20 protein-coding genes, 1 tRNA gene and 1 pseudogene are annotated in these 21,230 nt (G+C 74.0%); 10 read left to right on the forward strand and 12 right to left on the reverse strand.

All coding sequences use genetic code 11. The features are described from left to right. The 10 genes from AB0K09_RS11050 to AB0K09_RS11095 all read right to left on the reverse strand — a co-directional run. Positions 1-517, reverse strand: a 517-nt coding sequence (locus AB0K09_RS11050; RefSeq protein ID WP_366065028.1) for a universal stress protein, incomplete at its 3' end; no start/stop codon positions are given. A 17-nt stretch (positions 518-534) separates the two neighbouring features. After that, on the reverse strand, positions 535-1,875 hold the full coding sequence (locus AB0K09_RS11055; RefSeq protein ID WP_366065029.1) for a nickel-dependent hydrogenase large subunit: 1,341 nt from the start codon (positions 1,873-1,875) through the stop codon (positions 535-537). Further along, positions 1,872-2,693, reverse strand: coding sequence for an oxidoreductase (locus AB0K09_RS11060; RefSeq protein WP_366065030.1), 822 nt, complete (start codon positions 2,691-2,693; stop codon positions 1,872-1,874). The genes AB0K09_RS11055 and AB0K09_RS11060 overlap by 4 nt, the downstream gene beginning before the upstream one ends. A gap of 1 nt (position 2,694) precedes the next feature. After that, on the reverse strand, positions 2,695-3,498 hold the full coding sequence (locus AB0K09_RS11065) for an FAD/NAD(P)-binding protein (RefSeq protein WP_366065031.1): 804 nt from the start codon (positions 3,496-3,498) through the stop codon (positions 2,695-2,697). Beyond that, a complete protein-coding gene (locus AB0K09_RS11070; protein ID WP_366065032.1) occupies positions 3,495-3,950 on the reverse strand; it encodes a cyclic nucleotide-binding domain-containing protein in 456 nt (151 codons plus the stop codon). The genes AB0K09_RS11065 and AB0K09_RS11070 overlap by 4 nt, the downstream gene beginning before the upstream one ends. Then, positions 3,947-5,125 carry a 4Fe-4S dicluster domain-containing protein gene (locus AB0K09_RS11075; RefSeq protein WP_366065033.1) on the reverse strand — a complete coding sequence of 393 codons (1,179 nt, stop codon included), beginning with the start codon at positions 5,123-5,125 and terminating at the stop codon, positions 3,947-3,949. Before AB0K09_RS11075 ends, AB0K09_RS11070 begins: the two co-directional genes overlap by 4 nt. Positions 5,126-5,213: 88 nt before the next feature. After that, positions 5,214-5,537, reverse strand: coding sequence for a hypothetical protein (locus AB0K09_RS11080; protein WP_366065034.1), 324 nt, complete (start codon positions 5,535-5,537; stop codon positions 5,214-5,216). A 35-nt stretch (positions 5,538-5,572) separates the two neighbouring features. After that, complete coding sequence (locus AB0K09_RS11085) at positions 5,573-8,275, reverse strand: GNAT family N-acetyltransferase (RefSeq protein ID WP_366065035.1); 2,703 nt, start codon at positions 8,273-8,275, stop codon at positions 5,573-5,575. A gap of 15 nt (positions 8,276-8,290) precedes the next feature. After that, on the reverse strand, positions 8,291-8,836 hold the full coding sequence (locus AB0K09_RS11090) for a hydrogenase maturation protease (protein ID WP_366065036.1): 546 nt from the start codon (positions 8,834-8,836) through the stop codon (positions 8,291-8,293). A 114-nt stretch (positions 8,837-8,950) separates the two neighbouring features. After that, positions 8,951-9,730 (reverse strand): class I SAM-dependent methyltransferase, encoded by a 780-nt coding sequence (locus tag AB0K09_RS11095; protein WP_366065037.1) that lies wholly within the window; start codon positions 9,728-9,730, stop codon positions 8,951-8,953. 198 nt (positions 9,731-9,928) lie between these two features. Between AB0K09_RS11095 and AB0K09_RS11100 the strand changes: the two genes are divergently transcribed. The 7 genes from AB0K09_RS11100 (at position 9,929) to AB0K09_RS11130 (ending at position 17,779) form a co-directional block, all read left to right on the forward strand. After that, entirely contained in the window at positions 9,929-10,531 is a 603-nt protein-coding gene (locus tag AB0K09_RS11100) for a dihydrofolate reductase family protein (RefSeq protein ID WP_366065038.1), read from the forward strand. A 149-nt stretch (positions 10,532-10,680) separates the two neighbouring features. Then, entirely contained in the window at positions 10,681-11,334 is a 654-nt protein-coding gene (locus tag AB0K09_RS11105) for a LysE family translocator (RefSeq protein ID WP_366065039.1), read from the forward strand. Positions 11,335-11,414: 80 nt separating this feature from the next. Further along, positions 11,415-12,089, forward strand: a complete 675-nt coding sequence (locus tag AB0K09_RS11110) for an HAD family phosphatase (RefSeq protein WP_366065040.1) — start codon at positions 11,415-11,417, stop codon at positions 12,087-12,089. Between the two features lie 157 nt (positions 12,090-12,246). Continuing rightward, entirely contained in the window at positions 12,247-14,781 is a 2,535-nt protein-coding gene (locus AB0K09_RS11115) for a tetratricopeptide repeat protein (protein ID WP_366065041.1), read from the forward strand. A 108-nt stretch (positions 14,782-14,889) separates the two neighbouring features. Beyond that, positions 14,890-15,801 (forward strand): aminoglycoside phosphotransferase family protein, encoded by a 912-nt coding sequence (locus AB0K09_RS11120; RefSeq protein WP_366065042.1) that lies wholly within the window; start codon positions 14,890-14,892, stop codon positions 15,799-15,801. Next, the gene (locus tag AB0K09_RS11125) at positions 15,798-16,556 is read left to right on the forward strand and encodes a class I SAM-dependent methyltransferase (protein WP_366065043.1); all 759 of its coding nucleotides are present in this window, start codon (positions 15,798-15,800) and stop codon (positions 16,554-16,556) included. The genes AB0K09_RS11120 and AB0K09_RS11125 overlap by 4 nt, the downstream gene beginning before the upstream one ends. Before the next feature lie 29 nt (positions 16,557-16,585). Next, the gene (locus tag AB0K09_RS11130; protein WP_366065044.1) at positions 16,586-17,779 is read left to right on the forward strand and encodes a saccharopine dehydrogenase NADP-binding domain-containing protein; all 1,194 of its coding nucleotides are present in this window, start codon (positions 16,586-16,588) and stop codon (positions 17,777-17,779) included. A 23-nt stretch (positions 17,780-17,802) separates the two neighbouring features. Here AB0K09_RS11130 and AB0K09_RS11135 read toward each other — a convergent pair whose 3' ends face one another. Continuing rightward, entirely contained in the window at positions 17,803-18,675 is an 873-nt protein-coding gene (locus AB0K09_RS11135; RefSeq protein WP_366065045.1) for a PhzF family phenazine biosynthesis isomerase, read from the reverse strand. Between the two features lie 95 nt (positions 18,676-18,770). Between AB0K09_RS11135 and AB0K09_RS11140 the strand changes: the two genes are divergently transcribed. Both AB0K09_RS11140 and AB0K09_RS11145 read left to right on the forward strand, forming a co-directional pair. Further along, positions 18,771-19,664 carry a LysR family transcriptional regulator gene (locus AB0K09_RS11140; RefSeq protein WP_366065046.1) on the forward strand — a complete coding sequence of 298 codons (894 nt, stop codon included), beginning with the start codon at positions 18,771-18,773 and terminating at the stop codon, positions 19,662-19,664. Positions 19,665-19,742: 78 nt separating this feature from the next. Then, positions 19,743-19,815, forward strand: a tRNA-Ala gene (locus AB0K09_RS11145). 87 nt (positions 19,816-19,902) lie between these two features. Here AB0K09_RS11145 and AB0K09_RS11150 read toward each other — a convergent pair. Next, complete coding sequence (locus AB0K09_RS11150; RefSeq protein ID WP_366065047.1) at positions 19,903-20,661, reverse strand: DUF6424 family protein; 759 nt, start codon at positions 20,659-20,661, stop codon at positions 19,903-19,905. A gap of 141 nt (positions 20,662-20,802) precedes the next feature. On the opposite strand from AB0K09_RS11150, the pseudogene AB0K09_RS11155 reads away from it, so the two are divergent. Then, positions 20,803-21,230: pseudogene (locus AB0K09_RS11155) on the forward strand (S9 family peptidase); the annotation flags it as partial.

Here is a 21,230-nt window from a genome sequence, read left to right on the forward strand (position 1 = left end):
GAACGGCCCCGCGGGCCGCCGCGGCGGCGAAGGCGAAGTCCAGCAAGGGCTCAGGAGAGCCGTCCCGTCCGATCCCCACCACGACCGGACCGGCACCCTCCTGTTCTCGCGCACGGACCAGCACCACGGGCACGGCCGCATGGGCGAGCACCGCCAGGCTCACCGAGCCCAGCAGCCAGCCCTCGAAGCCACCGAAGCCCCGCGATCCCAGCACCAGCAGCTCCGCCTCCCGGGCGGCATCGAGCAGGGCCTTCGCCGGCAGCTCGTCGACCTCCTCCACGGTGAGCCCGAGGCGCGGACGAGCCTCCGCCATCGCCTGCCGGACCTCCTCGATCCGGCTCTGCGCCCACTCGCGCTGCGCCGAGACGCCGGGGGAGAACTGCACATTGCCCGTCCTCCACTCCAGCGCGTGCACGACGCGCAGCGGTACGCCGCGCGTCTCTGCCTCCCGCGCCGCCCAGTCGGCGGCGGCCAGGCTCTCCTCGGAGCCGTCCACGCCCGCGACAACCGGTCGCACCAAGGGGACCGCCTCCTTCACCCGGTTTCGACGGTCAGGTCGAGGAAGTGCGCGGAGCAGGAGATGCAGGGGTCGTGGTTGCGGATGGCGCGTTCGCACAGCCGGGTCAGTTCGGCGTCCGTGGCGTCACCGCGTCGCAGCCGGTCCTCGACGATGCGGCGCAGGTCCTCTTCGACGGCGCCCTGGTTCTGGGAGGTGGGCGGGATCAGGCAGGCGTCCGTGACGAGCCCTTCGGCATCGAGGGCGTAGCGGTGGTAGAGGGTGCCGCGCGGGGCCTCGGTGGCGCCGTGGCCCGTGCCGGGCCTCGGGGGGACGTCCACAGCGGGGCGCGGTGGGGGTTCGTAGGTGTCGATCAGGCGCAGCGCCTCTTCCACGGCGTAGAGGACTTCCACGGCGCGTACGACGATGCTGCGAAAGGGATTGCGGCAGACGGCACCGGAGGCGGGGTCGGGCAGCCCCGCCGAGCGCGCCGCCTGCCGGACGGTCGGCGGGAGCAGGTGGCCGCTGATCGCGTAGCGGGCGAGGGCGCCGGTCAGATGGCGCCTGCCGTCGAGCCGGGCCTGGAGGGCGGTGGAGTAGGGGACCTGTTCCTCGACGACGCGGGTGGTGAAGTCGGCCAGGGGGAACGCCCGAGTGGCCTGCCCGGCGGCGTGGGGAAGGACGGCGGGGGTGCCGGTCTCGATGGCGTAGGTGTCCGGCGCGGCGAGGGCGAGCAGGTCGGCGTCGCACTCGGCGTCGGGGAAGTCGAAGCCGGCCACCCAGGCGACGGTGGCGAGTGCGTCGTCGTGGGCCTGGCGCAGGCGCTCGGCCAGCGGCCGCAGTTCGGCGTGGGCCGGTGTGCGGTGGAAGCCGCCGACGCGCATGTTGACGGGGTGGATGGCGCGGCCGCCGAGGACTTCGACGACGGTGTTGCCGGCCTGCTTCAGCCGAAGGCCGCGTTCGACTGCCGTGCGGTGGGCGCGGGAGAGCTCGATGGCGTTGTCGCAGCCGAGGAAGTCGGGTGCATGGAGCAGATGGATGTGCAGGGTGTGGCTCTCGATCCACTCCCCGCAGTAGATGAGCCGCCGCAGCGCGGCAAGCCTTCCGTCGACGGTGATGCCGCAGGCGTCCTCGATCGCCCGGCAGGCGCTGGTCTGGTAGGCGATCGGGCAGATGCCGCACACACGGGAGGTGAGGTCGGGCGGTTCGGTGTGCCGGCGGCCACGCAGGAACGCTTCGAAGAAGCGCGGTGGCTCGTAGATGCGGAGCTCGGCCTCGCCGACGGTGCCGGCGTCCCCGATGCGCAGCCGCAGCGCCGTCTCGCCCTCGACGCGGGCCACCGCGCCGAGCCGCAGTTCCCGCTCCCGGCCGTCTGTCACGGTGACCCTCCCGGCCGTCCGATGCCGGGCTCCACCTCGTCCTCCGGCTCCGGCTCGATGGCGGCGAAGTCACCCACGTTGAAGGTGTGCAGGAGGCGGAGGACGTCGTCGTCGCTCATGCCGTCGCTGCGCAGCAGTGGGATCATGGCGGGCATGTTGGTGGAGCCGGACGGGCCGAAGCAGCCGTAGCAGCCTCGCCCGTACGCCGGGCACAGTGCCCCGCACCCGGCGTGCGTCGCCGGGCCGAGGCAGGGGATACCGCGTGAGACGGGCAGGCAGGGAGTACCGCGTCGTTTGCACGCGAAGCACACGCTGTGGTTGGGAAGGTCGGGGCGCCGGCCGGTCAGGAACGCGGTGATGACCTCGATGAGCTGGCCGCGGTCGATGGGGCAGCCGCGCAGTTCCAGGTCGACGGGGACATGGGCCTCGATGGGGGTGGAGGTGGCGAGCGTCTCGATGTACTCGGGCCTGGCGTAGACGGCGGCGGCGAACTCGGCCGCATCGGCGTAATTGCGCAAGGCCTGGACGCCGCCGGCCGTCGCGCAGGCGCCGATGGTCACCAGATACCGGGACTCGGCGCGGATGCGCCGGATGCGTTCGAGGTGCTCCGGGGTGGAGACGGAACCCTCGACGAGCGACAGGTCGTACGGGCCCGGCCGGATGTCGCTGGACGCCTCGGCGAAGTGGGCGATCTCCATTTCGGCCGCCAGCGGCAGCAGTTCCTCCTCGCAGTCCAGCAGTGTCAGCTGGCAGCCGTCGCAGGAGGCGAACTTGAACACGCCCAGCCGGGGCCGGGCACGGTCGTCGGTCGTGGTCATCTCACAGCTCCCGGACGGTCAGGAGCGGCTCGGCCCGGTCGTACCCGACGACGGGCCCGTCCCGGCACAGCAGCAGCGGCCCGAGCTGGCAGTGGCCGCAGTGCCCGGTGGCGCAGTGCATATTGCGTTCGAGGGAAATGCGGATGTGGTGGACCGGTACACCGCGGTCCAGCAGATCGCGGGCCGTGGCGCGGATCATGACCTCGGGGCCGCAGACGAAGGCGGTGGTCTCGTGCGGGGTGAACGCCGCCTGCTCCAGCAGGCTGGTCACGACCCCGATGTTTCCGGTCCACCCCGGGCCGGCCCGGTCCACGGTCACGCCGCAGTAGGGGCGGCCCCAGCCCGCCGGTTCGGATCCGTAGAGGAGGTCCTCGGGCGTGCGGGCGCCGACCAGGACGTTCAGGCGACCGTACTCGCCGGGAGAGGACAGCACCTCCCGTACGAGGGGCCGTAGCGGGGCCAGGCCGATGCCTCCCGCCACGACGAGGAGGTCGCGCCCGGCGGCGGACGGCAGGTCCCAGCCGGTGCCGAACGGGCCGCGCACGCCGATCTGTGTGCCGGGACGCATGGCGCACAGGGCGCGCGAGGTGGCGCCCACGCCCCGGATCGTGTGGGTGAGCACCCCGCCGTCGAGCCCGGCGACGGACACGGGGATATCGCCCACGCCGAAGGCATAGAGCATCGCGAACTGGCCCGGGGTGAAGGCCGGCAAGGCTTCCCCGGCCGGTCGCAGCTCGAGCGTGCGGGTGTCGGCGGTCTCGGCCCGGTTGGCCGTCACCCGGTAGGGGAGCGGGACGGAGGTCACCCCGGTGACCCGCTTCCGTAGGGGCCGTAGAGGTCGAGCAGCCGGGTGCGGGCGGCGCGCAGTCGGCGGCCGATGACCTCGACGACGTACATGAGGAGGGCGTGGTCGAGCTCGTGGTCGCGTTCGCAGAGTTCGAGCACCTGCGCCGCGTCGAACTCCCAGGCGCGCACGGGGCTCATGGCCTCCGCCCCCAGGTGCCACCGGTGGGGCGGGCACAGCCAGGACCAGCCCACCATCCGCCCGGGGCCGAGGGTCTCGACGGCCGCGGCCCGCCGTCCTGGTACGTGGATGTCGAGGGCGACGTTGCCGCTGCGGACGATCCAGAAGCGGTCGGCCCTGCCGCCCTCCTCGAAGAGGCGCGTGCCCGCGTCGAACGACACCTCGCGGCTCAGCGCCAGCAACCGCTCCCGGGGTTGCTCGGGAATGGCGGCCAGTACACCGGTGCGCTTCACGGCGCCCGGTCCTTTCTCCCGGCCCGGCCGTCGAGGCTCTCCCGGTGCAGGGCGTGGGCCTCTTCCGTGATGTCGATGCCGACCGGGCACCAGACGATGCACCGGCCGCACCCCACGCAGCCGGAGCTGTCGAACTGGTCCCACCAGGTGCCCAGTTTGTGGGTGAGCCACTGGCGGTAGCGGCTGCGCCCGCTGCTGCGGACGGAGCCGCCGGGCAGGTGGGTGAAGTCCAGGTCGTAGCAGGACTCCCAGCGCCGCCAGCGCTCGGCGTGGTCGCCGGTGAGGTCGGTGACGTCCTCGGTGGTGGTGCAGAAGCAGGTGGGGCAGGCCATGGTGCAGTTGCCGCAGGTCAGACAGCGGGCGGCGACGTCGTCCCAGCGCTCGGCCTCCAGTGTGCCGGCGAGCATCGCGCGCAGGTCTACCTCCGGCATGGTGCGACCCATCCGGCCGGCGGCGGCCTCGACGCCCTCGCGGGCGCGCGTCCGCGTGAGGTCGTCGGCGGGCCGCCGTGGCAGGGCCGCCAGGACCTCCGCGCCCTCCTCGGTACCCGCACGGGCCAGGAACCGGTGCCCGGCGGCGTCCACCACCTCGGTCAGCGCGAGGTCGTAGCCGGGGCGCGCCGCCGGGCCGGTGTCCATGGAGACGCAGAAGCAGGTGGCACCCGGTTCCGTGCACTCCACCACGATCAGGAAGGCGCCGCCGCGGCGCGCGCCGTAGGTGGCGTCCCGGTGCGGGCCGCCGATCATGACGCGGTCCTGGATCTGGATGGCCCGCAGGTCACAGGGGCGTACGCCCAGGAACGCGAACGACACGGGCTCGGGATGTTCGGGACGTACCGTCATCTCCCCGTCGGGGCCGCGGTCGGCGGTCCACTGCCGGGCCCGCTCGGGATGGAGGTAGTACTTCCAGGACTGCGGCCCGGCACTGTGGGCGAAGGCCGCCCCGTCGGTGCGGCGCTTGACGCGGTAGTAGCCGGCCTCGTGCTCCACCCCCCAGCCGTAGGGCAGCCCGTCCGCCGACTCCAGCTCGGCGAGCACGATGGCGTCGTCCCGCACGGTCGGACCGATCACCGTACGGCCGCGTGCGCGCAGCTCACGCACGAGCGCACCGATGCCTTCGCGGTCGAGCACGCAGGCCGTGTCGCCGGCGGTCGGCGGTACCGTCGCGGAGGCCATGACGTCTCCTGCCCGTGTTCGGAGGTGATCCTCTCCAGCCTGACCACACGTGCGGCGCGCCGCACGCCGAGCGTGCCGGCAGGGGGGGTCAGATCTCTTCGAGGGTGCCGGTGTGCAGTTCGCCGACCCGGCCGTCCGGGGTCTCGTAGGTCCAGAAGGCGTGGACGGTGCCGGCATTGAGGTTCATCGCGTGGGTGACGGTCATGCCGGAGGCCTCCGTCCAGCCCACCAGGAAGACGCCGGGCGCGACCTCGGCGGCGTGCAGCCGGACGTCCTCGGCGGTGCCCTCGGCCGGTCCGGCGACGGTCTCGTAGTGCAGTGCGGTGCCGTCGGCGGAGTAGGTGTTGTGGAAGACGACGCCGTTGTCGACGCTGAACCTGAACGTCCTGCCGGCGTAGGTGAGTGCGCTCATGGTGAGGTGTCCTTTCGGTTGCGCGGGCCGGCCCGTCAGCGCAGGCGCCGCAGGTACGGGTCGTACGCCTGCCGGGGCTCCAGGCGGATGCGGGCGTCCAGTGCCATGACGCCGTCCGGGCAGGGCACCACGGGGTTCAGGTCGGCCTCGGCCAGCTGGGGCAGGTCACCGGCCATCCGGGACACGCACAGCAGCAGGCGTTCGAGGGAGCCGAGGTCGACGGGGGCGCCACCGGGAGCCGACAGGAGTGCGGAACAGCGGGGTGTGGCGATCAGGTCGTCGACGTCGGAGGTGGTGAGCGGGGCGAGCCGGGCGGCGTGGTCGGCCAGGACGTCGGTGGCGGTGCCGCCCTGCCCGAAGAGCACGAGCGGGCCGAAGACCTCGTCCTGGACGACACCGGCCACCAGCTCCAGGACGTGGGGCGCCTGTGGCTGCACGACGACGCCGGAGAGCCGGCCGCCGAACCGCGAGGCCAGGTCCTGGTAGGCGGCGCGTACCCGGTCCTCGCCCTGCAGGTCGAGGCGGACAGCGCCCTGGCGGGTCTTGTGCACGAGGCCGGGCCAGTGGGCCTTGAGCACGACCCGCCCGCCGGGGCCGGCCAGGCGCGCGGCCGCCGCCGCGGCCGTCTCCTCGTCGCACACCCACTCCCAGGCGACCTGCGGGATGCCGTAGCGGTCGAGGAGGCGCGCGCATCGCACGGGGTCCAGCCAGCCGCCCTCCGGCCGGTCGGCCAGCCACTCGGCCACGTCCGCCCGGGCGCCTTCGGTGTCGATGCCGGGCGGCTCCGGGGGCACGCTCTGCGGCCGGTTCCGCCACCGGGCATGGGTGACGGCGTACGACAGCGCGCGGGCGGCGTCCTGCGGGTCCGCGTACGCCGGGAGGGCGCCGCCGCGGCCGACCGGCAGCAGCGCGATGCGCGTCGGCCGGTCCACCAGGACGAGCGCGGTCGTGCACGGCGGCCGTTCCGGGGCATGGGTGAAGGCCCGCACCGGGTCGTCGCCGGTGGCGGCGGCGAGCGCCGTGGGCACCAGCACGCCGAGCACGGCGTGAACGTCGCGGCGGGCCGCCAGCAGGGACAGGCAGGTGCGCAGCTGTTCCTCCGAGACGGCAGCGGTGGTGTCGACCGGGTTGCCGACGGCCGCGCCCGGCGGCAGCACGGCCGCGAGCTCCGCCGCGAGAGCCGGCTCCAGCGGCCGGACGTCGAGTCCCGCCTCGCTGCAGGCGTCGGCGGCGAGCACCCCCACGCCGCCCGCGTTGCCGACCACCACGACCCGGTCGCCCGCCGGCAGCGGCTGACTGTGCAGCAGAGCGGTCGTGTCCAGCAACTCACCGATCGACCGGGTGGCGATGACGCCCGCCTGATGGAAGAGCGCCTGCCGGGTCATCGTGCGGGTCGCGGCAGCAGCGGTGTGCGAGGCCGCGGCCCGGCGCCCGGCCTCCGACCGCCCGGCATCGACCGTCAGGACCGGCATGCGTCTGCTCACCCTGCGGGCGGTGCGGGAGAACGCGCGGGGATTGCCGAACGACTCCAGGTGCAGCACCGCAAGATCGGTGCGCCCGTCCTCCTCCCACCACTGCAACAGGTCGTTGCCGCTGACGTCGTACTTGTCGCCGAGCGAGACGAATGTCGACACACCGATGCCCAGCCGGGACAGCCCGTCCAGCAGGGCGATGCCCACGCCGCCGGACTGCGTCGCGACGCCTGCCGTTCCGGGGAGGGGGAAGCCTGCGGCGAACGTGGCGTCCAGCTGGACGTCCTTCTCCGTGTTGGCCAGGCCCAGGCAGTTGGGGCCGGCCATCCGCATGCCGTGCCGGCGGCAGGCGGCCCGCAACGCGGTGGCCTGCGCCTGGTCGAGCCCGGAAGTGACCACCAGCAGCGCCCGTACCCCGCGCACGCCGCATCCCTCCGCGACGGCCGGCACGGCGGGGGCCGGAACGGCCAGGACCGCCAGCTCGGGCACCTCCGGCAGGTCGGCGACCGAGGGGTGACAGGGCAGGCCGTCGAGCGCCGGCCCGTGCGGGTTGACGACGTACAGCGGGCCGGCGAAGCCGCGGCCCCGCAGGTTGCGCAGGATCGCCCGGCCCACCGACCCCGGGCGGTGGCCCGCGCCCACGACGGCGACCGACCGGGGCCGCAGCAGCGGCCGCAGACTGGCGACGTCGGCGGTGCGCCCGCGGGTGTCGAGGGCCGTCAGATACTGCTCGTCCGGCGTCAGCGCCACCCGGACATGGACCTCCGCCCCCTCGAAAACCCGGCGCACCGGCAGCCCGAGGTCGGCGAAGACCCTGATGACCGGGAGGTTCTCGGCCAGTGCCTCGGCGATCAGCTCCCGGATCCCGCCGGCGCGCGCCAGGTCGACGAGATGTTCCAGCAGGAGCGTCCCGACACCGCGGTGATGCCACGCGTCCGCCACGGCGAGGGCGACCTCGGCGGTGGTGGCCGGTGCGCCGTCCGGCGCCGCGTGGTACTCGGCGAGCCCCACCACGTCACCGTCCGCCTCGGCCACCAGCGCCCGGTCACCGGGCCCGGCGTCCCGGCACAGCGCGTCCGCGGCCCGCTCCGCGACGAGAGGTCCGCTGGAGAAGAACCGCAACCGCAGGTTCTCGGGGGACATACGCTCGTACAGCCGGAAGACCGCCGCACGGTCCGCCGGCGCCACGGGCCTGACACGCACGGTCGTCCCGTCGGCGAGCAGCGCGTACGCGGCGGGGGCCGGTGGTTGCGGGGCACGGGTCATGGCACGGGCGCCTCCTCACCCTCCAGGGTGACGCGCGGGCCGGCGGAGGGCACGCCCGCCCGCAGCGGCCCGGGCGCGGCGCAGATGCTGGGCGATCTCGTCCGCGACGCGTCGCGCGACGGGTTCCACGGCCGCGGCGACGGCCGGGCTCAGCCCCGTTCCCAGGGAACCGTCGGCGCCTTCGACCGCGTACACGACCAAGTGCCCCGGCATCCTGCCGAGCGCCCGGCCCAGCTCGACCGCCTCGGCCAGGCCGAGCCCGTGCCCGCTCGCCACGCCGGTCCGCGGGGCGGGGCACCCGCCGGGGTCCAGCCGGTGGACGCGGCCGGGACGGCCGGGACGGGTGTGGGCGGCGTCCACGACGACGGCCAGCCCGGCGCCCTGCCACAGGCCGATCAACCGGCCCGGCTCCCCGTCGCAGCCCACCAGCCGGACCCCGGCGGGCAGTCGCCCGCGACGCGCGTACCGCTCCAGACGGGTGACGACCGCAGGCCCCACGCCGTCGTCCCGCCGGAACGGATTGCCCACCCCGATGACCACGATGCGGGTGAGAACCGGCATGGCACGCTCCCAGAGCTCGGCCGTGTGCTCCCACTCTCGCCGAGGCGCGCGGTGTCCGCGCGCGGTGGAGTGGCCGTCCACGAGTGAGGCGGTGGCGGCCGGGTGCCTCGGCGCTCAGCCCACCGGAACGAGCGTCAGATAGGCCAGCCCCATCACGCCCCGATACCCCCTCAGCCACATGGCGCGGTGGCGGTCCACGCGGTCGCGGGTCTCCTCCGCCAGGGGATGACCGGGGTGGGCTGCGAGCCACTCCTCGACGTCGGACTGGTACCCGGACTCGAAGTCCTCCCATTCCTCCTGGCTCGCGGTCTCGATCCAGGACGGGCGGAAGCCCGCCGCGACGGCGAGGTCGACGAGGCCGGCGAGGTCGTGCATCTCGGAGGCCGAGGCCTCCGGCCACATGGCAGACAACTCCTCCTCGCTCGGCGGACGTTGCCAGAAGCCCTCGCCGAGGAGGACCCGGCCTCCCGGGTTCACCAGGCGACGGAGGGCCCGCAGGGCGGCGGCGGTGTGCTCGGGCGGCGGGGCGTCGCTGAGGGCGTGGCTCGCGCTGAAGCAGAGCACGAGGTCGGCGGGGCCTCGAGCGGTGTCGGCGACGGACTCCCGGACGAAGCCGACGCGCCCGGCCAGCCCGCGGGCCTCGGCGTTGGCGCGCCCGCGGGCGAGGTCGTCCTCATTGAGGTCGATGCCGACGCCGGTCGCGCCGGGCGCCGCCTCCAGGAAGCGGAGCATGAACTCGCCCCAGCCGCAGCCGATGTCCAGCACGGTGGCCGGGGTGGTGGCCCGGGCGTCCTGCGCAGTGAGCCGGCGGAGCATCCTGGCGGCCCGCTCCTCGGAGAGGGGGCCGTGAAAGGTGAGCCGGGTGAGCCGCGGCGGTGCGGTGGTGTCATCCATGAGCTCGGACGATAGGGAAGTCCCGGCTGCCGGCGATATTGATTTTTTCCGCGCGGCGGCAGCGGCGGCAGCGGCGGCGCCGGCGCCGCCGCCGCTGCCGCGCCGCCGCGTCCCGTTGTCAGTGGTCGGTGCGAGGATTTTTCCTGCGGCGCGAGCATCGTGCCGCGACAGTCCCGGCGACAACGAGGAGCGAGTCCCGTGCGCATCGTGATCAGTGAATTCATCAGCCTTGACGGCGTCGTGCAGGCACCGGGCGGTCCCGAGGAGGACACCGACGGCGGCTTCGCGCACGGCGGTTGGTCGCACGCGTTCTTCGACCCCGAGGTGATGGGCGGGGCCTTCACCGACTCCCTGGGCAAGGCGGACGCGCTGTTGTTCGGGCGCCGCACCTGGCAGACGATGGCCGCCGCGTGGCCCGAGCGCGCCGGCGATCCGTTCGCCGACCGGATGAACGCCATCCCCAAGTACGTCGTGACCACGACCCTGGGCGAGCCCGACCTGACGTGGGCCAACACCACCCGCGTCCCGGGCGGTGAGGCCGTCGCCCGCATCCGCGAGCTGCGCGGCACCGAGGGCGGCGACCTGCTGGTCATGGGCAGCCCCACGCTCGTCCGCATCCTCCTGCGCGAGGGCCTGGTCGACGAGCTCCGGCTCATGATCGTGCCGGTGCTCCTCGGCGGCGGGAAGTCGATCTTCCCGGACGACGGCGCGCTGCGCCCGCTGGAGCTGGTCTCCACCGTGACCAGCGGGACGGGCGTGCAGGTGTGCACCTACCGTCCCGCGGGTCACTCCGCTTCCTAGCGCGAGTCGGTGATCTCCGGGGCCGTGCCCTGCTTGTCGTGCGTGGCCAGGGGGCTGACAGCCAACCGGCAGGCGTCATACCGCGATTCCTGCCCGATTCCGGGCAGGATCATGGACGTTCCAGGGTGCCCGGCCTAGGGTGATCGCTCATGATCACCCTGAATGGGATAGGGACGTTCGCCTTCATCGTGGGGCTCCTCACGGTCACTCCCGGACTGGATACCGCACTCATCCTGCGCACCGCGGCGCTCGGTCACCGCCGTCGCGCCTGGGGTGTGGTCCTGGGCATACAGAGCGGCACGCTGACCTGGGGCGTGCTCACCTCGCTCGGTGTGACCGCACTGCTGACCGTGTCCCACCTCGCCTACGAGATCCTTCGATGGGCCGGGGCCGCTTATCTGGTGTGGATGGGCGGCAGGTTGCTGTGGGGCACCTGGTGTCACCCGCCGGGCCCGGGCCCGCGGGTGGCGAGGGACGCGACCGGGGCCGGGGCGGGCACCGGCGGCAGCCTGCTCGGCGGCTGGCGGCAAGGGTTCGTGACCAATCTCCTCAACCCGAAGATGGGCGCCTTCTACGTCGCGATACTCCCGCAGTTCCTCCCCGCCGGGGGCTCACGCCTCGTCCCGGGCGTGCTGCTGGCCGGTGTGCACATCCTCCTGGCCGTCGTCTGGGCCTGTGCGCTGATCGCCTTCGCGCGCATGCTCCGGGGCCGTCTGCAACGGCCCTCGGCCCGCCGCCTCCTCGACCGCGTCACCGGCACGGTCATCGCCGCCTTCGGCATCCGGCTCGCACTCGGACAGTGAGGCACCGGGCGGCGCGCCCGCCGGGCCGCCGACAGCCGTGGAACGGACCATCCCCGCAACCCAACCGGAAGGAAAAATCCGTGCGTTCGCTCCCCAGCGACACCGAGGCCGTGGTCTTCGACTGTGACGGTCTGCTGGTCGACACCGAATCCTGCTGGACCGTCGCGGAGACGGCCATCTTCGCGGCACACGGCCACCCCTTCGGCCCCGAACAGAAGGCCCTGGTCATCGGCCGCAGCCTGGAGGCCGCCGGAAAGGCCATGGCCCAGTACCTCGGGCGCCCCGACGACGGTGCCGAACTCGCCGCCGAACTCCTCGAACGGGTCCGCGAGGAGCTCTCCCGAGGCGCCGCGCCCCTCCCCGGGGCCGTGGAGCTGGTGCACGCCTGCCGGGCGGCCGTCCCCGTCGCCGTGGCCAGCAACAGCCCCCGGGAACTGCTCGACACGGCACTGGAGTCGGCCGGCCTCGCCGGCTGCTTCAGCCACTCGTTCGCCGCCGACGAGGTGCGTTCCCCCAAACCGGCACCGGAGCTCTACCTCACGGCGTGCGAGGCGCTCGGTGTGGCCCCGGAGCGGTCCGTCGCCTTCGAGGACTCGGCCACGGGCGTCGCCGCCGCGCGCGCCGCCGGGCTCCGCGTCGCGGTCGTACCGTCCCTGCCGGGAGCCGTTCCCGACCACGACTGGCTGGGCACCAGCCTGGCCGAGCCCGAACTCCTGGCCTGGGCCGGGGGACTGGCGCGCGACACCGTCCGCTGACCCATGCCGCCACGCCGAGCGCAAGGGCGAGGCCGAGACAGCCGGACGCGGTTACTCCGGCCCCGCTCCCGCTGTACCGGCGGCACTATGGGCGGTGCCGGCGAACGGCGTCCACAGCGGCCACGCGGCCACGCGGCCGCGAGAACGGGGGCAACGGGTGACCGAGTCCGCACAGCCCGGTGAGACAGTCAACAACCTGATTTCGGGCGGGGTGTACTTCGGCCCCGTCGTCCAGGGCAGACAGATCAGCCTGACGCTCCCCCCGAGCATCCGCCCCGCCCTGTCCGGGCTGCCGGCCGCCGCGCCGGCCTTCACCGGCCGCGACGAGGAACTGCGCCGCATACGGGACTCCCTCGACCCCGATGCCACCGAGGAGACGGCCGCCCCCGTCACCGTGGTGGCCGGACTGGCCGGCGTCGGCAAGACGGAGCTGGTGCTGCAGGCGGCCCACGCCGCGGTGGAGCGGGGCTGGTTCCCGGGTGGGGTGCTGTTCAGGGACCTGTTCGGCTACGACAAGCCGCGCTCCCCGGGCGACGAGACGCGCCACGTCCCTCCCGGCCAGGCCCTGCACGGCATGCTGCACGCGCTCGGCGTCCCCGGCGAGCACATCCCGGCCGGGCTCCAGGAGCGCGCCGCCCTCTACCGGTCGGTGCTCGCGGCCTACGCGGAACAGGGCCGCCGGATCCTGGTGGTCGTCGACAACGTGTCCACCGCGGACCAGCTCCGGCCCCTCCTGCCCGGCGACGGCACGACCCGGGTCCTGGCCACCTCCCGCCACACCCTGGACGTGGGGGCCCGGCTCCACGACCTGCCCGTCCTCCGGCCACGCTCATCGGTGGACCTCGTCAAGGGCGTACTGCGCCGGACGCGGGGTACGGCCGACACACGCGTCGACGACGCCCCCGAGGAGGCCGCCCGCCTGGCGGAACTGTGCGGACACCTGCCGCTGGCCCTCCACATCGCGGCCGCCCTCCTCGCCGACACGGCCACGCAGCCCGTCGCCGACCTGGTGCGGGACCTCGACGAAGCCTGCAGCCGCCTGGACCGGCTGACCCGCGAAGAACGCGCCGTGCGCGCGGCCTTCGAGCTGTCCTACCGGCACCTGGACGAGGACCACGCCCGGCTCTTCCGCCTGCTCCCCCTCGCACCGGGCCCGGACCTGTCCACCGAGACCGCCGACCGGCTCGCCGGCCGGCGGGCCCAGGAACTGCTCCGGGACCTGGCCAGGGCCCACCTCGTGGAGCCGGGGACGGTGTGGGGCCGGTGGCGCCTGCACGACCTGGTCCGGCTGTACGCCGACGAACGCGGGGTACGGGAGGACGGCGACGCGGCACGCGAGGAGGCGGTCGACCGCCTGCTGGAGCACTACATCGAGACCTGCCAGCACGCCGACCGTCATCTGCGCGCGCTGGAGCGGATCGTCGACCCGGACAACCGCTTCGGCACACAGCAGGACGCGCTCGCCTGGCTGAACGGGGAACGGACGAGCCTCGTCGCCGCGGTCGACCTCGCTGCCCGGACCTCCCGCCGGGCGTCGACCCTCTCCCTGTCCTTCGCACTGACCGAATACCTGATCAACTGGGGCCACCGCCCCGACGAGGCCCTGGCGACCGGCGACCAGGGCCGCGCCGCCGCCGAAGCCCTGGGGGACCGGGCCAAGGAGGCCCGGATGCTGAACAACATGGCCTGCGCCGCCCTGATGGCCAAGCGGCACGACGAGGCCATCCGGCTGTGCACACGGGCAGCGGGCCGGTTCGCCGGCCTCGGCGACGAACACAGCGAGGCCGCGGTGCGCAACGTCCTGGCCGTCGCCCTCAGCGAGGCCGGGCGCCACGAGGAGGCGATCGACGCGGGGCGGCGCAGTCTCGCGATCTGGGACCGCCTCGACGCCCCCTACGAGAAGTCCGCGGCCCTCAACAACCTGGGCCTCGCCCTGAAGTCCACGGGCCGGTACCCCGAAGCGATCGACGCCTTCCGGCAGGACATGGCGATCTGCCTGTCACTGGGTGACCTGCGCGGGGCGGCACAGACGCTGACCAACCTCGGCACCACACTGGAGGAGACGGGACAGCGGGCGAAGGCGCTGCTCGCGCTCACCGAGGCGGCGGCCCTCCTGGGGGAGGGCAACGATCCGTACGGCCGGGCCGAGACCCTGCACAATCTCAGCGGTGTCCTGTGTGCCTCGGGCCGCACCGACGAGGCCGTGGAGGCGTCCACCGAGGCGGTGAGCGTCTTCGAGGAGGCCGGTGACCGACGAGCCATGGCCAAGGCCGTGGACGGGCTGGGCAGGGCCCTGACAGCCGCCGGCAAGGCCGAGGAGGCCGCCGAAGCCCACTTCCGCGCCGCCGCGCTGTGGGGCGAGATCGGCGAGCTCAGCGACGAGGCGGCGGCATACGGCAACGCGGGCATGCTGCTGCAGCAACTCGGCCGGACCGGCGAGGCCGTCGAGGCGCTCCGCCACGACCTCGCCCTGTGCCGCCGCTTCACCGACCGCGCCGCGGAGGCCGCCGCCCTGAACAACCTCGCCCTGGCGCTCCACGACGCCGGACACCGGGACGAGGCGACGGCCATGTGCGCGGAGGCCGCCGAACTCTACGGACGGCTCGGGGACGCGCGCCGGAGAGCGGAGACCCTGCACAACCTCCGTGTCATGCGCCGTCCCCGGCGATGGTGGCGGACGCGCCGGGGCTGACGACCGGCCGCCACCGGGGCTGACGACCGGCCGCCACCGGGGCCGCCCTGCCACCGGCACCGAAAAACGCTTGACCCCCGCCCGCGTCCGGCGATCGGATGGCCTCCCATGAGCGCAGGGCAGATGCACGCCGGCCGACACCCCGTCGACGACGACCTCGTACGACGGCTGATCGCCGGGCGGTTCCCGCGATGGGCGGCGCTGCCGGTGCGGCGGCTGCCGTCCGGGGGCACGGTCAACGCCATGTACCGGCTGGGCGACGACATGGTCGTACGGCTGCCGCTGGTGCGGGGCGGAGCCGCGGACATCGCCCTGGAACAGGAGTGGCTGCCCCGCCTCGCACCCCGGTTGCCCACGGCCGTCCCCCAAGTGCTCGGGGCCGGGGAACCCGCCGAGGGGTTTCCGTGGCCGTGGTCGGTCCACCGGTGGCTGCCCGGGGAGAACCCCGAGGCGGGGGCGCCGAGCGAGCCCCTGCTTCTGGCCGCGGACCTGGCCGGGTTCGTGACGGCCATGCGGAGCGTCACCCTGCCGGGCGCGCCCCGGGCCCACCGCGGCGGACCGCTCTCCTCGCTCGACGCGCCGACCCGGGCGGCGATCGGGGAACTGCGCGGAATACCGGAGGAGGGCGTCGACTGCGACGCCGTGACCGCCGTCTGGGAGGACGCGCTGCGGACCCCGGAGTGGGACGGGCCGCCGGTGTGGCTGCACGCCGATCTGATGCCCGGCAACCTGCTGGTGGACGCGGGCAGACTGACCGCGGTGATCGACTTCGGGTGCACGGGGACGGGCGACCCGGCCTGCGACCTGTTCCCCGCGTGGAACCTGCTGCCGGCCGAGGCACGGAAGGTCTTCCGCGACGCGCTCGGCGTGGACGACGCCACCTGGAACCGCGGCCGGGCCCGGACGCTCTCCCAGGCGCTGATCGCCCTGCCCTGCTACCGGGCGACCAACCCGGCGATGGCCGGCAATGCCCGGCACGTGATCCGGGCGGTGCTGGAAGACGGAACAGGGACACGATGAGTGACGAACGAGCCGCGAACTCCCCCGGCGAGCAGGAGCGTCTGCGGTCCATCCAGCGCAGCGTGGACGGGTTCACCGTCCAGGTGATCGAGAACCTGCCCGTCGCGGCCCACTGGAACTGTCTGGAACTCGGCGCGGGTGCCGGTTCCATCGCCTACTGGCTCGCGGAACGCTGCCCGGCAGGACGCGTGGTCGCCGCCGACATCGACACCCGGTTCCTGGACGCCGGCCGCGCCCCGAACCTCGAGGTCCGCGAAGCCGACGTCACCGGCGACGACTTCGCGCCCGGCCGCTTCGACCTCGTCCACGCCCGCTACCTCTTCTGCCATCTGCCCGCGCGGGACGAGCTGATCGCCAGGGCCGCGGGCTGGCTCGCTCCCGGCGGCTGGCTGGTCGTCGAGGAGCCCTACCACCTGCCCGCGGACACCTCTCCGTTCCCGCCGGTCCGCCGGCTGATGGCCGCCTACCAGCAGAAGTACCGCGAGCGGGGCGCGGACATGACGTGGGCGCGCGGTGTGCCGGCTCTGCTCTCCCGCAGCGGCCTGACCGATGTGGGCTTCACCGGGAACCTCGGCTGCATGGGAGGACTCGGCAAGGACCGCTGGGGCCCGCTCATCGCCCAGGCCGGCCCGTCCCTGGTCGCCGACGGCCTCGTCACCGAAGCGGACCTCGCCGCGTTCGCCGGACTGTTGCGCGACCCGTCGTTCGTCGACATCCCGCAGGTCACGATCTCGGCGTGGGGGAGGGCGGACTAGAGTGACCTGACCCGGAAGACGGAGGTGCCATGAACAAGCAGGACCGGCCCGAACGACCCTACGACGTCGTGCTCTTCGGCGCGACGGGCTTCGTCGGGGAACTCATCGCCGAGTATCTGCTGGCGCATGCGCCGCAGGACTGCCGGCTCGCGCTCGCCGGGCGCAGCCGGGAGAAGCTGGAGCGGCTGCGGGAGCGGCTGGCCGCGCGGGACCCCGAACGGGCCGCCGGGCTGGCGCTGGAGTGCGCGGACGCGGGCGACCCGGCCGCGATGCGAGCGCTCGCCGAGTCCACGCACGTCGTGGCCTCGACCGTGGGTCCCTACATCGTGCACGGCGAGCAGCTGGTGGCCGCGTGCGCGGAAGCCGGCACCGACTACACGGACCTCACCGGCGAGCCGGAGTTCGTCGACCTGATGTACGTGCGGTACGCGGAGCGGGCCCGGGAGACCGGGGCCCGGCTCGTGCATGCCTGCGGCTTCGACTCGGTGCCGCACGATCTGGGGGCCTACTTCACGGTCCAGCAGCTGCCGGAGGGCGTGCCGCTGCGGGTCGACGGCTTCGTACGGGCCTGGGGGATGATCTCGGGCGGGACGCTGGCCTCGTCCCTGACCATCGCCGGCCGTCAGCGGCAGGCGCTCACCGCGGCCCGCGAACGGCGGCGGCACGAGCAGCCGCCGGCCGGGCGCCGGGTCGCCGCACCGCTGGGCGCGCCGCGGTTCAGCAAGGAGACCGGCACCTGGGCCCTGCCGCTGCCCACGCTCGACCCGGTCGTGGTGCGCCGCTCGGCCGAGGCGCTGGAGCGGTACGGCCCCGACTTCCGCTACCGGCACTACGCGTCGGTGAAGACGCTCCCCATGGCACTGGCGGGCCCGGTCGGGCTGGGGGCGGTGGCGGCCGTGGCCCAGGTGCCGGCCGCCCGCTCCCTGCTGACGAGGCTGTGGGCGCCGGGCCGCGGCCCGGACGAGCAGCAGCGCGCCCGGGGCTGGTTCCAGGTCCGGTTCGTCGGCGAGGGCGGCGGCCGGCGCGTCTTCACCGAGGTCACGGGTGGCGACCCGGGCTACGGCGAGACCGCGAAGATCCTCGCGGAGGCGTCGCTGTGCCTCGCCCTGGACGATCTGCCGAAGACCTCCGGACCGGTGACGCCGGCGGCGGCGATGGGCGACGCGCTGATCCGGCGGCTGACGGCGGCGGGCATGCCCTTCCGCGTCCGGCACGTGCGCTGACGCCGCGCCGGGCGCCCGGTCCGTCAGACCATGGAGACGGCCCCGCCGGTGACGCGTACGCGCGCGTCGGCGGGGTCGACGTCGACGACGAGATCGCTGGGGCGGCCCATGTCCTCGCCCTGACGGACGTGGATCGTCAGCGGCCGGCCGACCTCCCCGACGGCCCGCAGATAACCGCCCAGGGCCGCGGCCGCCGCGCCCGTGGCCGGGTCCTCCACGACACCGCCCACCGGGAAGGGGTCGCGGGCGTGGAAGAGCCGCTCGTTCTCCCGGTGCACGAGCTGCACGGTGGTCCAGCCGCGTGAGCGCATGACCTCGGCCAGGGCGTCGAAGTCGTAGGAGAGCCGGGCCAGTCGGGCGCGGGTACCGGCGGCCAGGACGAGGTGCTCGTTGCCGCCGAAGGCGACGTGCGGCGGCAGCGCGGGGTCCAGGTCCTCGCGCGCCCAGCCCAGTGCGGCCAGCGCGGCGTCCAGTTCGGCGTCCTGTGCCGGCCGCGAGTGCGTGGGCGCGCTGGTGAGGGTGGCCCGGACCGCGCCCCGCCCGTCGGCGGTCGTCGTCACCGGGATCTCCCCCACGGGCGTGTCGAACGTCAGCGCGCCGGGCCCCAGGCGCTCGGCGAGCGCCACCGCGGTCGCGACGGTGGCGTGACCGCAGAACGCCACCTCGGCCAGCGGGCTGAAGTACCGCAGCCGGAAGCGGCGCGAGGCCGCGTCGCCGGCGGTGACGAAGGCAGTCTCGGAGTAGCCCACCTCGGCGGCCACGGCCAGCATCCCGGCGTCGTCGAGCCCGGCGGCGTCCAGGACGACGCCCGCGGGATTGCCGCCGGCGGGGTCGGAGGTGAAGGCGGCGTAGCGAAGGATCTCGACGGATGCGGAAGTGAGGGTCTCGTTCGTCATGGCCCTCACTCTGCCCCGGATGCCACATCGTCACAAGCGATGGATTCCGATCTGATCCATCGGAAATGCCGATGGCATCTCTCTATGCTGGGCGCGTGGACACCCGACTCCTGCGCACCTTCGCCGCCGTGGCCAGAACCGAGAGCTTCACCGCGACGGCCGCCGAACTGCACCTCGCCCAGTCGACGGTCACCGCGCAGATCCAGGCCCTGGAGAAGGAGTTGGGCACCAGGCTCTTCGACCGGCTCCCCCGGGGCGTGGCGGTCACCGACGCCGGCCGGCGACTGCTGGAGGAGGCCGAGCGGGTGCTGGACGCCGAGTCGCGGCTGCGCGCGGTCGCCGCCGCGGCCGCCGACGGGCCGCTCGCCGGCCGGGTCGTGGTCGGCGCGGGCGAGACCCTGTGCTCGGCACGGCTGCCGCACGTCGTCGCCGCCCTCCGCCGGCGCCACCCGGAGCTGGAGGTCGACCTGGCGCCGACAGGCACCGCCGAGGCCCTGGACGGCCTGCGCGCGGGCCGGCTCGACGTCGCGCTGCTGCTGGAGGGCGACGTCGCCGTCCCGGACATCGCCACCGAACACCTCGCGTACGAACCGCTCGTCCTGGTCTGCGCCCCCGGCCACCCCTTCGCCCGCCGCACCGGGACCGTCACCTGGGAGGAACTCGCGCGGGAAGCGTTCTTCCTCCATGAGCAGGGCTGCTCCTACAGCGACCGGCTCGCCGACCGCCTCCTGTCGGTTCCCGGTCCCCGGCCACGGCTCACCCGCTTCGGCAGCATCGAGGCGGCCCGCGCCTGCGTGGCGGCCGGGCTCGGCCTCACCCTGCTGCCGCGCGTCACCGTCGAGGAGGCCCTGCGCGCGGACCGTCTGGCCGTCGTCCCGGGCCCGCCCTTCCCCGACGTGCCGGTGCGGCTGGCGCGGCACCGCAGACGCTGGACGACCCCCGCCGCGCAGGCGGTCATCGACGAGCTCGCCCGGCACTTCCCGGCCTGACTCACGGCACGGACCGGGGTACCGGCCGGTTCATGTAAAGTATGACCTGTCGCCGCGAGCGAAAAGCAAAGCGGCAGCGGGGCTATAGCTCAGTTGGTAGAGCGCCTGCATGGCATGCAGGAGGTCAGGAGTTCAATTCTCCTTAGCTCCACTTCCCCGGCCGGTCCGTCGTACTCGACGGGCCGGCTTTTCCGTGCCGCCTTTTCCGTGCGGCCTTTTCTGCGGACCTTCCGCGCTTTCAGTACTGCTTGGCGAAGGCCGCCTGGGCCACCGGGCTGGCCGGGGTGAGCACGAGCGCCTCGCCCTTCGCCTGCGCCTTGTGCAGTTCCGTGTGGAGCGGCGATTTCTCGGCCGCGAAGAGCACGTGCACCCGGCCGTCCCCCGAACCCCGCCGGCCCACCGGCGCGACGGCGACCGGTTCCCCCTCCTCGTCGTCCACCCACAGCTCGAAGTCGTCGACCTTGAAGAAACCGATCTCGGTGATGGGACTGGGGTAGTGATGCACCCCGCCGCCCTTGGGCAGCTCGGCGCTGTGGTCCTTCTTGGCCAGGGGAACGCTCGCGTTGCAGATCGAGTCGGTCCACCGCTCCACCCCGTCGGCGTCGGTGATGGGGGTGTCCAGCAGCTCTCGGATGCCGAGCTCCTCGACCGCCTCGGGGAAGGCCGCGTAGAGGCGGCGCGCGTTCCGCCGCAGGAGGTCGACCTTCGCCGGGTCGGCGCAGAACTGCGCGGACCATTCGATGCCGGCGAGGTTGCGGACCATGAACCAGCCCTCGTCGTCCTTCAGCCACAGACCGCCGCCGTGGTGGTCCTCGACCGGCTCCGGCCCGTAGAACGGATGGTCGAGGGTGGCCAGTATCTCGTGCATGCGCTTCCTGGACCGCACGTACTCCTTCGACTCGCTGCGGGGAGCATGGCCGGGAATGTTGATCGCCCAGCGCAGCTCCTCCGTCTCGACGTGCGGCTTCCCGGGACCCGATCCGGCGTGCGCGGCCATGGCCGTCTCCCTTCCCCGTGCCGTGAGACGCCTGACCTCTTCAGGCTGCGCCGGGGCCTGGGCGGAGTCAAACCGGCCCGGACTTTCGCACCCGGGCGAAACTCTGGGGCGCGCGGGACCCCGGCCGCCACGCTGAGCCGCATGCGATCCCTCACCCTGCCCCGCCAGTTCGCCCGCACCCGCCGCTTCACCCTGGGCGTCCCCTCGTCCTTCACCCTCACTCCTGACGGGACGACAGTCCTGTTCCTGCGCAGCCGCTCCGGCCATGACCCGGTGACCTGCCTGTGGGCGCTGGACGCCGACTCGGGCAGGGAACGCCTGCTCGTGGACCCGGCCGAGGCCGCCGGGGAGCCGGGTGCCGGGATCGCCGGCTACGCCACCGACGATGCCGCCCGCCTGGCCGCGTTCGTGCTGGCCGGCGCGGTGTGGACGGTGGACGTGGCCGACGGCCGGGTCCGCCGGCTGCCCACCCGGGGACCGGCGGCCGACCCGCGCCCCGACCCGGCGGGCCGCCGCGTCGCCTACGCCTCCCGCGGCGCGCTGCGTGTGTTCGAGGCGGACGGCTCGGC

Source organism: Streptomyces sp. NPDC049577, from assembly GCF_040675635.1.
Classification (GTDB): domain Bacteria; phylum Actinomycetota; class Actinomycetes; order Streptomycetales; family Streptomycetaceae; genus Streptomyces.